The following is a 13,261-nucleotide window of genomic DNA, read 5'->3' as shown; positions in this document are numbered from 1 at the left end:
CGGCCGCCGGGTCGGCGTCAGTCGAACGTCTGGCGGGAGAAGGTCCGCGGTTCCCGGCCGGCGAGGAGCCAGCCGGCTCCCGCCGCGAGCACCGGGAGGCCGACGGCGATGAGCAGCAGGTGCGGCCAGGGGAGGGGGGCCAGGCGGCTGAGGTCGCTGTGGTAGCCGGCCAGGAGCGCCACGTAGGCGCCGGCCGTGCCGAGCACCACGCCCAACAGGGCGAGCGCCCCCGCAGTGCACGCGGTGAGGGCGCGTCGGGTGCGGCTGCTGGCGCCGGTGGCCGTGAGCGTGCGCAGGTCCCGGGCCGACTCGCTGCGGATCAGGCCCACCGTCATCGCCACGATGGCGAGGGCGAGCAGGGCGCCGACACCGGTGGCGATCGTGCGCACGGCGGCGAGGTTGTCCTGGGCCGAGCGGACCTCGATGGTCAGGCCGGCGTCGGCGGCCGCCTTGCGGGCGGCGGCGATCTGCTCGGTGGTCAGGGCGTGCGGCGACTCGACCAGCCAGCCCGACCGCCCGCGGATCCAGCCGTGGCGCTCGACTGCTGCCTCGGTGATCATGGCGTGCGGCGCGGAGGAGTACCTGGGCAGGTCGACCCGCTGGACCTTGCTCCCCTTCGGCCCCTCGCGCGTCGACGTGTCGAGGAGGAGGACGTCGCCCGGGTCGCTCGTGATCAGGTCGGTGCTGGGATCGATCGTCTTCGGGTCGATGCCGTAGTGCGCGAGGAGCTCGGGCGTGGCGATCACCGGGATCCCCACCTCGTTCCACGAGTTGCTGCCGACCTGCCGCGCCTCGGACACCGGTCGGTGCAGCTCGGGATCGTCGCTGGTGTTGTCGGGGTGAGCGACGTCGAGCGCCAGCACGGTGGCGCCGTCGATGGCGGCGGCCACCTTGGCGGCCGAGGCGTCGAGCTGGGCCAGCTGGGCCTTCGACAGGGTGGGCTCGGACCCCGGGTCGATGATGGGCCGCTCGATCTGGACGAGCAGGTCCCGGTTCGAGAGGTTGCCCTCGTCGGCCCGGTACTGGTTGGCACCGGCGATGGCGACCACGGTGACCGAGATCCCCACCACGAACGTGATGGCCGCGAGCGCCGCCGCCGCCCGGCCCTGGAACCGGGCCAGGTCCCGCAGGGCCAGGCGTCCGGCGAAGGGGAGGCGGGCGGCCGGGGCGGCGCCGACCCGGATGGCCGCCGGCGCCGCGAACACGGTGCCGATGGCGACGGCGACGACGCCTGCGATCAGCAGGAGCGGCCGGACGTCGGCGTGGGGCGGGATGGCCGTGGCGATGGCGGCCACGCCGGCCAGCGGAAGGACGACGGCGACGGCGAGCGAACGGTGGACGGGTGCCGGCACGGGCGGTCGGCCCGAGAGCGCGGCGATCACCGGGATGCGGGACATCCGGCGCGCCGGCCACCAGGCGGCGGCGATCGACATGAGCACGGCGACAGCGGCACAGCCGGCGATCACGCCCCACGGCAGGTCGAAGCGGGAGATCCGCCGCCCCGCCGCCTGCTCGACCGCCGGGGCGCCCAGCACCCAGCCGAGCACGCCGAGCGCGGTGCCCGCCAGCGCTGCCACCGTCCCGACGATCGCCCCGTTGGCCACCACCACCAGGCGGAGGTGGCGCTCGGTGGCCCCGATGGCGGCGAGCAGGCCCAGCTGGCGCTGACGGCGCTGGGCGACCACGACGAACCCTGCGGCCGCGATGAGGCCGACCAGGGCCATGGCCAGCGTGACGGCGATCAGGATGAGCGCGGCCACGGGACCCTTGCTGCCCCGGATCATCACGGGGATGGAGATCGGACCGCCGGGGGCGCCGTCGCTGCTTCCCCGCTCGCCGGCGCTCCTCCCGCTCGTCCCCGGCGGGGCGAACAGCAGGGTGAGCGACGTGGCCGAACGGCCGTCGTCGGGCGCGACGAGGGCGAAGTCGTCGCCGAGCCCGGTGGGGTCCTCCACGATCCCGACGACCGTGAGGTCCCGGCGACCCAGGTGGACCGGGTCGCCGACGTGGGCCGACAGGAGGTCGGCCACGCCCGGGGTGAGCGCCACCTCGTCGTTCGCCGTGGGGTAGCGGCCGCTGCGCAGGCCCAGCATGGTGTGGCCGAAGCGGCCGTTCGGATCCTGTGCCCGCACGTCGAGCGGGTCGGTCGATCCCGGGACGCGGACCTGGTCGTGGCCGATCACCTCGACCGGGCCGAACCGGTCTTCAGCGGTCCGGATGGCCGTTGCGGCCCGGGCGGCATCGGTCACGGGGATCCGGGCCATGGCGCCGGCGGTGCCGAACCCGGGCTGGGTCGCGTTGGCCGCGTTGAGGGCCATGGTGGAGCCGGCCACGGCGATGGCGACCGCCACGGTGATCAGGCTGAGGACCAGGACCTGCTGGCGCCACTCCTTGCGGAACATGCGCCAGGACCACCGGACCAGCGCCCGGCGGGGAGGGCCGCCTGGACGGCGCGCCGTGCTCACGACGGGTTGGGTGCGGCGGCGGCGAGGAGCGTCTCGGGCCCGGTGGGCGGCGAGGTCTGGTCGACGACCCGGCCGTCGCGCAGGAACACCACGCGGTTGGCCCACGAGGCCAGCTGGGCATCGTGGGTCACCACGACGCCGGCGGCGCCCCGAGAGCAGATCTGGCGCAGCAGCCGCATCACGGCCTCGCTGTTCACCGAGTCGAGCGCGCCCGTGGGCTCATCGGCGAGGAGGAGCCGGCGGTCGCCGACCACGGCCCGGGCGATGGCGACGCGCTGGCGCTCGCCGCCGGACAGGTCGTCGGGGAAGTGCTCGGCCCGCTCGGTGAGCCCCAGCTCGTCGAGCGCCTCGAGCGCCAAGACCCGGGCCTTGCGGCCGCTGGTGCCGTCGAGCTCGAGCGGCATGGCGACGTTCTCCGCCGCGGTGAGCCCCGGCAGCAGGTTGAAGTCCTGGAAGACGAACCCGATCGACCGCCGACGGAGCTGGGCCTTCTCGTTGCGGCTCAGGTCGGCGATGGCCGCCCCGTCGACGATGACGTCGCCGCTCGTGGCGTCCTCGAGGCTCCCGGCGATGGTGAGCAGGCTGCTCTTGCCCGACCCGCTCGGGCCCATGATCGCCACCAGCTCACCGGGCGCGACCGAGAGGTCGACCGCTCTGAGGGCGTGGACCGCCGCGGAGCCCTCGCCGTAGGTCTTGGTGGTCTGGCGCAGCTCCAACATGGGGGTCACGACCGCACCTCCTGGGGCTCGGCCGTCTCGTGGGCCGTCTCGTGGGCCGCCTCGTCGGACGCGTCCGGCGGGGTCGGTGGGCCGGGCGCAGCCGACGGGGGAGCGGCGTGGCGAGGGAGGCGCACCTCGGCGGTGTCGAGCCAGCGCACCGCGGCCTCGATGCGGAACAGCTCGGCGTCGATGACGAGCGCGAGCGCCGCATCGTCGGGGTCGGCATCGACCTTCACGGCGGTGTACCGCTGCATCGCCTCGATCAGGTGGCGGCGGTGGACCTGGATGACCTCGTGCACGTCGACCTCGGGCACCTGGGTGGCGACGAGCACCTTGATGAGCAGCTCGTCGCGCGGGGGCTGGGCCATCTCCGGTGGGGTCTGGAGCCAGGCGGTCAGCTCGATGGCCCCGTGGTCGGTGATGCGGTAGCCCTTCTGGGGACCGTCCTCGGCGCCGTCGGATGCCACCAGGCCATCACGCTCGAGGCGCTGGAGCGTGGTGTACACCTGGCCGACGTTCAGCGGCCAGACCTCGCCGGTCCGGGACTCGAACTCGTGGCGGAGCTGGAGTCCGTACTTGGGTCCGTCGCTGAGCAGGGCCAGCAGGGCGTGGCGGACGCTCATGGCCACCTCCGAAGGTAGAAGATACCGGGTAGGATACTCAGTATCGTGAAGCGGTCAAGTCGCGTGGCCGCACGTCAGCGGGCACTGGCGTAGCTTCGGCGGCCATGACCGAGCGGTTGACCCCCCAGCAGGCCGCGGCACTGCTGCACCCCACCGACGTGCTGGGCATCCCGCTCGGCCCGGGGCACCCCGGCGGCTTCCTCCACGCCCTCGGCGAGCGCGACGACTGGGACGACCTGCTGATCACGGGCGCGCTGCTCACCGACTTCTACGCGGTGTTCGGCCAGCCCGGCGTGCGCTTCCTGTCGGGCTTCTACGGTCCGCTCGAACGCCTGATGCGCGACCAGGGCGGGGCCATCGAGTTCGTGCCCGCCGACTTCCGCCGGTTCGGTCCGGCCCTCGAGCACATCGGGCCCCGCGTGATGGCCACGGCCGCCTCGCCGCCCGACGCCAACGGCTGGTGCAGCCTGTCGCTGCACGCCGGCGCCACCATCACCGAGATCGAGCGCGCCGCCACCGATCCGGGCCGGATCCTGGTGGTGGAGGCCAGCCCGCGGTTCCCCACCACGCAGGGTCTGGGGGAGCACCGCCACCGCATCCACGTCGACCGCATCGACGTGCTCGTGGAGACCGAGCGCGAGCCGTTCGTGATCGGCGACCCCGAGCCGACCCCCGACGAGCAGGCCATCGCCGCGTTCGTCGACGACTTCGTGGTCGACGGCGCCACCATCCAGACCGGCATCGGCGGGGTCCCCTCGACCGTGGCCTCGCTGCTCGCCGCCGGCGACAAGGGCGACTTCGGCATCCACTCCGAGATGTTCACCACGGGGCTGATGAAGCTGCACCTGGCCGGGAAGGTGACCAACAACAAGGGCATCTACGACGGCGTGTCGATCACCACCTTCGCCGGCGGCACCCGAGAGCTCTACGACTGGCTCGACGGCAACACCGAGGTGCGGTTCCTGCCGGTCGAGCTGGTCAACTCACCGGAGCTGATCTCCAAGAACCGCCGGATGGTCTCGATCAACGGGGCCCTGGCGGTGGATCTCGCCGGCCAGGCCGTGGCCGACACGCTCGCCGGCGCCCAGTTCTCGGGCATCGGCGGGCACGAGGACTTCGTGGCCGCCTCCGGGCTCGAGCTCGAGGACCGCTCGCTGATCTGCCTGCGCTCGTCGACCGTGGTGGGCGGGCAGCGGATCTCGCGCATCGCCGGGCAGTTCCCCGCCGGGACCATCATCACCACGCCGCGCCACCAGCTCGACGTGGTCATCACCGAGTACGGCGTGGCCGAGCTGCGCGGCCGCACGGTCAGGGAGCGGGCCCGTGAGCTGGCGGCGATCAGCCACCCCGAGTTCCGCGACGAGCTGATGGCCCAGGCCGAGGTGTGGCCGCCCGCCTGAGCGAAACCGCTCCAGATCCGTCCCGCACGTGCCGACGAGATCGGTACGACTACCGTGGTTGCCCAGGGGAACTCACTGCCGGCGATGCCATCGATCACCACCATCTTCGGCCGCCATCGTGCGGTGGCACTCGTGCTCAGCGCGGGCCTGTTCCTCGGCGCGCTCGCCGTTCCGGCCGCCGCCCAGACGCCGCCGGCGGGCAGCACCACCACCACGCTGCCCCCCACGCTCGAGGATGCGGGCGGCGACCTCAAGTCGCAGTTCGACGAGATCTCCGGCAAGGAGGCCGAGGTCCTCCAGCAGCTGAGCGACGCGCAGCTCGCCCGGATCAAGGCCACCGCCGACCTCGCCGTCCTCACCCGCCAGACCCAGGCCAAGCAGACCGAGCTCCTGTCCGCCCAGCAGGCGTACACCAAGGCCGAGCACGAGCTCCAGGTCCGCATCGCGCAGCGCAAGCGGGCCGAGCAGGCCGTGCGCTCGGCCCGCGACCGGCTGCGCAAGCAGATCGTCGCCTCCTACGTGACGGGTGGCCTGACCGGGGGACGGCTCGAGGCCTTCCTCAACGCCCAGAACGGCGAGGAGGTCGGGCAGGCGATCACCTACGGCCACGCCGTCTCGGGGAGCACCGAATCTCTGGTCGCCGACCTCGAGGTCGCCCAGCGGGCCCGCACCAGGGCCTCCAAGGCGGCGAACCAGGCTCGTGACACGGCGGCCTCCGCCCGCGACGAGATCCAGGGGGCGGCGGAGTTCCTGGTCGGCGCCCGCCAGCAGCAGCAGCAGCTCCTGACCGACCTGAGCGTGAAGGCGTTCATGGAGGCGGCCCTGCTGCAGCAGGTGCAGGGCTCGAAGGCGCTCCTCGAGGGCCAGATCAACTCGGTGGGCCACGCGTCCGACGGCGTCGCGCTGATCCTGGCCGCCCTGCAGGCGAACCAGCCCGAGTGGACGCCCGGGTCCGTGCTCATCACGAACCCGCTCCCCGGGGTCAAGGTCAGCTCGCCGTTCGGCATGCGCCACCACCCGATCCTCGGCATCGACCGCCTCCACGCCGGCGCCGACCTCGGCGCCCCGACGGGCACGCCGATCCATGCCGCGGCCGACGGTGTCGTCGTGCTCGCCGAGGTCCGGGGCGGCTACGGCAACGCGGTGGTCATCGACCACGGCCACTCGCTGGCCACGCTCTACGGCCACACCAGCAAGATGCTGGTGGTCCCCGGTCAGATCGTGAAGCGCGGCGACGTGATCGCGCTGGTGGGATCCACCGGCCTCTCCACCGGGCCCCACTGCCACTTCGAGACCCGCATCAAGGGCATGCCGATCAACCCCGAGGGCGTCGTCGACTTCAACGCCGTGGTGACCTACCCCCAGACCGGCAACTGATCTCGTCGCGTCCCTCGCCCCGGCCGAAGGTCGTGGAGGGGGCAGGTCTCCCAGGCGCTGACCCCTGCGAAGGCGAAGGCGGTTGGGGGGTCAGGCGTGGCGGGGGTTGGGGTGGCGGCGGCGGTGCAGCGCCAGCTCGAGGAGGTCGACGACGGCGCTGGTGGGGGGCGCCGGCCGGGCCTCGATCGACTCCACGGTGCAGAACACCTCGGTGCCGAGGCCCCGCCCCTGGAGGCTGAGGAGCAGCGAGGTGGCGGGCTCGCCCTCGAAGCGGCACAGCACCTCCATGATCGGCATCGACCGGTCGACGTAGGTGACCTCGCCGATGTCGTGGGCGGCGTCGAGCAGCCAGCGGAACGTCTCCTCGGCGGGCGCCTCGACGACGAGGGTGTCGGCGTCGAGCCGTTGCACCGGCGGGGCGATGGGCGGCAGCGGCTCCGAGGAGGCGCGCGGCGGGATGGTGGCCTCGTAGCGGCGCGGCCCCTCGGGTGGTGGCGGCGGCGGGGGAGGAGGTGGAGGGGGCTCGGCGACCGGGCCCGACTCCGAGAGCACGCGGTACGCCTCGATGATCGCGGCCGCCCGGCCCGAGGACCGGGCGCCGGCGTGGTCGGGGTGGTGGGCGCGGATCTGGCGGCGGTAGGCGAGGCGCACCTCGGTGGTGGGCGCCGACGGGGCGACCCCGAGGATCCGGGCGGCCTCGATGGGGGTCATGTCCGCAGGAACACCCCGAGCGCCGCTGCGAGGCGCGCGGGATCGTCGGCGCCGCACAGCTCGCGGGCGGAGTGCATGGACAGCTGGGCGACGCCCAGGTCGGCGGTGGCGATGCCCAGCCGGGCCGCGGTGAGCGGTCCGATGGTGGAGCCGCACGGCTGGTCGTTGCGGCCCACGAAGACCTGGTGGGGGACCTCGGCCTGCTCGCAGGCCTCGATCAGCACCGCGTGGGTGGAGGCCTCGGTGGCGTAGCGCTGGTTGGCGTTCACCTTGATGACCGGCCCGCCGTCGATGGTGACGAGGTGCCCGGGCTCGTGGCGCTCGGGGTAGTTGGGGTGGGTCGCGTGGGCCATGTCGGCCGAGGCGCAGATCGAGCCGGCGAACGCCCGCAGCAGGTCGGCGCGGTCGCCGCCTCGCGCCAGGACCGAGCGCTCGAGCACCTGGGCCAGCAGCGCTCCGTCGGCGCCGGTGGCCGACGTGGAGCCCACCTCCTCGTGGTCGAAGAGGCAGACCACGCCGATGGGGCGGTTGGCGCCCTCGGCGGCCGCGGGGGCGGTGAGGGCGGTGAGGGCGGTGAGGGCGGCCCAGCACGACACCAGGTTGTCGAGCCGCGCCGACGAGACCAGCTCCTGGTGGCGGCCGAGCAGCGCACCCGGCGTGGTGTCGTGGACCATCGCGTCCCAGGCGACGACGTCGGCCGCCTCGACGCCCACCTCCTGGGCGAGGTGCGCCGCGAACGCACCGACCTCGACGGGGCCGGCACCCCACACCGGGGTGAGGTGCTGCTGCGGGTTCAGCTTGAGGCCCTGGCCGTTGACGTCTCGATCGAGGTGGATGGCGAGCTGCGGGATGCGCAGGAGCGGTCGGTCGACGAGGAACAGGCGCTCCTCGAGGCCCTCGGGGGTCCGCACGATGACCCGGCCCGAGAGGCCGAGGTCTCGGTCGAGCCACGAGTTCCACAGCGCGCCGCCGTAGACCTCGACCCCCAGCTGCTGCCAGCCGAACCCACCGGTGTCGGGCCGGGGCTTGATCCGCAGGTTCGGGCTGTCGGTGTGGGCGCCGACGATGCGGAAGCGCCGGGCGGCACCGGCGCCGTCGGGAACCTCCCACGCCACGAGCGCGCCACCCCGGGCCACGTAGTGGCGCCCCGGCCCCTGCTCCCAGGGCTCGTCGAGGTCCAAGGCCGAGAATCCGGCGCTGGCCAGGCGCTCAGCGGTCTCGGCGACGGCGTGGAACGGCGAGGGTGCAGCACCGAGGTAGGCGAGGAGGTCGTGCGCGTCGGTCATCGGGGCGAGGCTACGGCCCCGATTGCATTGGAGGGCCGTTTCGGCGCTCGGCTATTGTCGTCCAACCTGCGATACGGGCCAACGGCGTCCCGAGGGAGCAGTCTCCCCCTCTCGTCTTCCGCAAGGAATCCCACGCCGATGCGCACCCCGCCGCCCGCCCAAGGGCTCTACGACCCTCGCTACGAGCACGACGCCTGCGGTGTCGCGTTCGTCGTCGACATGCACGGTCGTCGCAGCCACCAGCTGGTCGAACAGGGCATCACCGCCCTGGTCCACCTCGATCACCGCGGTGCATCCGGGGCCGAGACCAACACGGGCGACGGCGCCGGCATCCTCATCCAGGTCCCCGACGCCTTCTACCGCGCCGTGCTCGACGTCGAGCTGCCCGCAGCAGGGCACTACGCCACGGGCATCGCCTTCATCCCCGGCGACGACGCCGAGGTGACCGCAGCCACCGAGGCGGTCGACAAGATCGTGGCCAGCGAGGGCCTCGAGGTGGTGGCGTGGCGCGACGTGCCCGTCGTCGCCGACAGCCTCGGCTCTGGTGCGCTGGGCGCCATGCCCACGTTCCGCCAGATCTTCGTCTCCGGTCCCGGCGGCCGCTACGAGGGCCTCGACCTGGAGCGTCGGGTCTACGTGGCCCGCAAGCGGATCGAGCACGAGATCGGCGCCGGCGAGCGCCGGGTCTACTTCCCGAGCCTCTCGGCGCGCACCATCGTCTACAAGGGCATGCTCACCACGCCCCAGCTCCGAGACTTCTACCCCGACCTCTCCGACGAGCGGGTCGAGAGCGCCATCGCCCTGGTCCACTCGCGGTTCTCCACCAACACGTTCCCGTCGTGGCCGCTGGCGCACCCCTACCGGTACCTGGCCCACAACGGCGAGATCAACACGGTCGAGGGCAACCGCAACTGGATGCGGGCCCGCGAGGCACTGCTCGAGAGCGATCTCTTCCCCGGCGACATCTCGCGGCTGTTCCCGATCTGCACCCCCGGTGCGTCCGACACCGCCAGCTTCGACGAGGTCCTCGAGCTGCTGCACCTCGGTGGCCGCACCCTGCCGCACGCGGTGCTGATGATGATCCCGGAGGCGTGGGAGAACCACCGCCACATGGATCCGGCGCGCAAGGCGTTCTACAAGTTCCACGCCTCGTTGATGGAGCCGTGGGACGGCCCGGCCAACGTGAGCTTCACCGACGGCACGGTCATCGGTGCGGTCCTCGACCGCAACGGCCTGCGCCCCGGGCGCTTCTGGGTCACCGCCGACGGCCTCGTGGTCCTCGGCTCGGAAGCCGGCGTGCTCGACATCCCGGCCGACCAGGTGGTCCGCAAGGGCCGCCTCCAGCCCGGGAAGATGTTCCTGGTCGACACTGCCCAGGGCCGCATCATCGAAGACGACGAGGTCAAGGCCTCGCTGGCCTCCGAGCTCCCGTACCAGCAGTGGCTCGACCACGGGATCATCGAGCTCGACCGGCTCCCCGAGCGCCCCCACGTCCGGTACCCCCACGGCGACGTCGTGCGGCGTCAGCTCACCTTCGGGTACACGATCGAGGACCAGAAGATCCTGATCGGCCCCATGGCCAAGACGGGCGGTGAGGCGCTCGGCTCGATGGGCACCGACACCCCCATCGCCGTGCTGTCCGAGCGCCCCCGGCTGCTGTTCGACTACTTCGCCCAGCGCTTCGCGCAGGTGACCAACCCGCCGCTCGACGCCATCCGCGAGGAGATGGTCACGAGCCTCGGCGGCACCATCGGCCCCGAGCAGAACCTGCTGGCCCCCGGGCCGCGCTCGTGCCGCCAGATCCAGCTGCCGTTCCCGATCCTCGACAACGACCAGCTGGCCAAGCTGATCCACGTCGACGAGTCGGTCGACGACTTCCGCGCCGTGGTCATCCAGGGCCTCTACCCGGTGGCCGGCGGCGGCACCGCCCTGGCGGGGGCGCTCGACGACGTCCGCCGCCAGGTGAGCGACGCCATCGCCGACGGCGCCAACGTGGTGGTCCTCTCCGACCGCGACTCCAACCGCGAGCTGGCGCCGATCCCGTCGCTGCTGCTCACCGCGGCCGTCCACCACCACCTGGTGCGCGAGAAGACCCGCACCGCCGTGGGCCTGGTGGTCGAGGCCGGCGACGCCCGTGAGGTGCACCACATGGCGCTGCTCATCGGGTACGGCGCCGCGGCCATCAACCCGTACCTGGCGTTCGAGACCATCGAGGACATGGCGGCGCGCGGCGCCCTCGCCGAGGTCGGCCTCGACCAGGCCGTCAAGAACTACATCAAGGGCGCCGGCAAGGGCGTCCTGAAGGTCATGTCGAAGATGGGCATCTCCACGGTGGCCAGCTACACGGGCGCCCAGGTGTTCGAAGCGGTGGGCCTCGGCCAGCCGTTGATCGACGAGTACTTCACCGGCACCACGTCCAAGCTCGGCGGCATCGGTCTCGGGGAGGTGGCCCAGGAGGTGGCGCTGCGCCACATCAAGGCCTACCCCGACCGGCCCACCGAGCGCGCCCACCGCGAGCTCGAGGTCGGCGGCGAGTACCAGTGGCGCCGCGAAGGCGAGTACCACCTCTTCAACCCCGAGACCGTGTTCAAGCTCCAGCACGCCACGCGCACCAAGCGCTACGACGTGTTCAAGGAGTACACGGCCCGCGTCGACGACCAGTCGGCCCGCCTCGGCACCTTGCGGGGGCTGTTCGCCCTCAAGGACGGCGAGCGCCCGGCCCTCTCGATCGACGAGGTCGAGCCGGTCAGCGAGATCGTCAAGCGCTTCTCCACCGGGGCCATGAGCTACGGCTCGATCTCCCAGGAGGCGCACCAGACCCTCGCCATCGCCATGAACCGGCTGGGCGCCAAGTCCAACACCGGTGAGGGCGGCGAGGACGCCGAGCGCCTCTACGACCCGGAGCGCCGCAGCTCCATCAAGCAGGTGGCGTCGGGTCGCTTCGGGGTCACCAGCGAGTACCTCACCAACGCCGACGACATCCAGATCAAGATGGCGCAGGGCGCCAAGCCCGGCGAGGGCGGCCAGCTGCCCGGCCACAAGGTGTACCCGTGGGTGGCCAAGACCCGGTACTCCACGCCGGGCGTGGGCCTCATCAGCCCGCCCCCGCACCACGACATCTACTCCATCGAGGATCTGGCCCAGCTGATCCACGACCTCAAGAACGCCAACCCCGAGGCCCGCGTCCACGTGAAGCTGGTGGCCGAGGTCGGCGTCGGCACGGTGGCGGCCGGTGTGTCCAAGGCCCACGCCGACGTGGTGCTCATCTCCGGCCACGACGGCGGCACGGGCGCCAGCCCGCTCACGTCGCTCAAGCACGCCGGCGGCCCCTGGGAGCTCGGCCTGGCCGAGACCCAGCAGACCCTGCTGCTCAACGGCCTCCGCGACCGGATCGTCGTGCAGGCCGACGGCCAGCTCAAGACGGGCCGAGACGTCATCATCGCCGCCCTGCTGGGTGCCGAGGAGTTCGGCTTCGCCACCGCACCGCTGGTGGTGTCGGGCTGCATCATGATGCGCGTCTGCCACCTCGACACGTGCCCGGTGGGCATCGCCACCCAGAACCCCGAGCTGCGGGCCCGGTTCGCCGGCAAGCCGGAGTTCGTCGAGCACTTCTTCGAGTTCATCGCCGAGGAGGTGCGCGAGCTGCTCGCCTCCCTGGGCTTCCGCACCCTGCAGGAGGCCATCGGCCACGCCGAGGTCATCGACGTCAGCGGCGCCATCGAGCACTGGAAGGCGTCGGGCCTCGACCTGTCGCCCATCCTCCACGTGCCCGAGCGCCCCTTCGGCGACGAGCTGCACAACACCAGGGGCCAGGACCACGGGCTCGACCGGGCGCTCGACGTCCAGCTGATCTCGGCGGCCCGTTCGGCCATCGACACCGGCGAGCCGGTCAAGCTCGAGTTCCCCATCCGCAACGTGAACCGCACGGTCGGCACCATGCTCGGCCACGAGGTCACCAAGCGCCACGGGGGCGCCGGGCTGCCCGACGACACGATCGACATCACCCTGCGGGGCGCGGCGGGCCAGAGCATCGGTGCGTTCCTGCCCAAGGGCATCACGCTGCGCCTGTTCGGCGACGCCAACGACTACGCCGGAAAGGGCCTGTCGGGCGGCCGCCTCATCGTGCGCCCGTCGCCCGACGCCCACCCCGGCTTCTCGGCCGAGGACAACATCATCGCCGGCAACGTGCTGCTCTACGGCGCCACCGGCGGCGAGGCCTTCTTCCGGGGTCGGGCGGGGGAGCGGTTCGGCGTCCGCAACTCCGGTGCCGTCGCCGTGGTCGAGGGCGTGGGCGACCACGGCTGCGAGTACATGACCGGCGGCACGGTGGTGATCCTCGGATCCACCGGTCGCAACTTCGGCGCCGGCATGTCGGGCGGCACCGCCTACGTGTGGGACCCGGAGGGCACCTTCTCCCAGCTGGTGAACGACGAGATGGTCGACCTCGACCCGCTCGACGACCTCGACACCTCCTGGCTGGTCACCCGGATCTTCCGGCACCAGAGCGAGACCGGCTCCGAGGTGGCGAGCCGCATCCTGTCGGACTGGCAGTACAGCGTCCGGCAGTTCGTGAAGGTCATGCCCCGCGACTACAAGCGGGTCCTCGCGGCCATCAAGGGCGCCGAGGAATCCGGAACCGACATCGACGAGGCCATCATGGCCGCGGCAAGGGGCTGACCC

At 72.5% G+C, this 13,261-nt stretch carries 8 protein-coding genes; 3 read left to right on the top strand and 5 right to left on the bottom strand.

All coding sequences use genetic code 11. The features are described from left to right. Positions 1–17 precede the first annotated feature (17 nt). From ACPPVX_RS01045 to ACPPVX_RS01035, 3 genes are read right to left on the bottom strand one after another with little or no spacing between them, the layout of a single operon-like run. Positions 18–2,465 carry an ABC transporter permease gene (locus tag ACPPVX_RS01045; protein WP_426573025.1) on the bottom strand — a complete coding sequence of 816 codons (2,448 nt, stop codon included), beginning with the start codon at positions 2,463–2,465 and terminating at the stop codon, positions 18–20. Next, positions 2,462–3,184 (bottom strand): ABC transporter ATP-binding protein, encoded by a 723-nt coding sequence (locus ACPPVX_RS01040; protein WP_426574970.1) that lies wholly within the window; start codon positions 3,182–3,184, stop codon positions 2,462–2,464. Before ACPPVX_RS01040 ends, ACPPVX_RS01045 begins: the two co-directional genes overlap by 4 nt. Positions 3,185–3,189: 5 nt before the next feature. Beyond that, positions 3,190–3,807: a PadR family transcriptional regulator gene (locus ACPPVX_RS01035; protein ID WP_426573024.1), complete on the bottom strand. Its 618-nt coding sequence runs from the start codon at positions 3,805–3,807 to the stop codon at positions 3,190–3,192. Positions 3,808–3,911: 104 nt separating this feature from the next. Here ACPPVX_RS01035 and ACPPVX_RS01030 point away from each other — a divergent pair, with 104 nt between their 5' ends. Then, positions 3,912–5,207: an acetyl-CoA hydrolase/transferase family protein gene (locus ACPPVX_RS01030; RefSeq protein WP_426573023.1), complete on the top strand. Its 1,296-nt coding sequence runs from the start codon at positions 3,912–3,914 to the stop codon at positions 5,205–5,207. 84 nt (positions 5,208–5,291) lie between these two features. Next, the gene (locus tag ACPPVX_RS01025; RefSeq protein ID WP_426573022.1) at positions 5,292–6,584 is read left to right on the top strand and encodes a peptidoglycan DD-metalloendopeptidase family protein; all 1,293 of its coding nucleotides are present in this window, start codon (positions 5,292–5,294) and stop codon (positions 6,582–6,584) included. Positions 6,585–6,674: 90 nt separating this feature from the next. On the opposite strand, the gene ACPPVX_RS01020 is transcribed toward ACPPVX_RS01025, so the two are convergent. After that, positions 6,675–7,295: a DnaJ domain-containing protein gene (locus ACPPVX_RS01020; RefSeq protein WP_426573021.1), complete on the bottom strand. Its 621-nt coding sequence runs from the start codon at positions 7,293–7,295 to the stop codon at positions 6,675–6,677. Next, positions 7,292–8,581 (bottom strand): M18 family aminopeptidase, encoded by a 1,290-nt coding sequence (locus ACPPVX_RS01015; RefSeq protein ID WP_426573019.1) that lies wholly within the window; start codon positions 8,579–8,581, stop codon positions 7,292–7,294. The genes ACPPVX_RS01020 and ACPPVX_RS01015 overlap by 4 nt, the downstream gene beginning before the upstream one ends. Positions 8,582–8,719: 138 nt before the next feature. Between ACPPVX_RS01015 and gltB the strand changes: the two genes are divergently transcribed. After that, a complete protein-coding gene (gene gltB / locus ACPPVX_RS01010; RefSeq protein ID WP_426573018.1) occupies positions 8,720–13,258 on the top strand; it encodes a glutamate synthase large subunit in 4,539 nt (1,512 codons plus the stop codon). The last annotated feature ends 3 nt before the right edge of the window (positions 13,259–13,261 follow it).

The organism is Aquihabitans sp. McL0605 (assembly GCF_049993875.1).
In the GTDB taxonomy this organism is placed as follows: domain Bacteria; phylum Actinomycetota; class Acidimicrobiia; order Acidimicrobiales; family Iamiaceae; genus Aquihabitans.
This window is presented reverse-complemented; position numbering and strand designations above follow the sequence as displayed.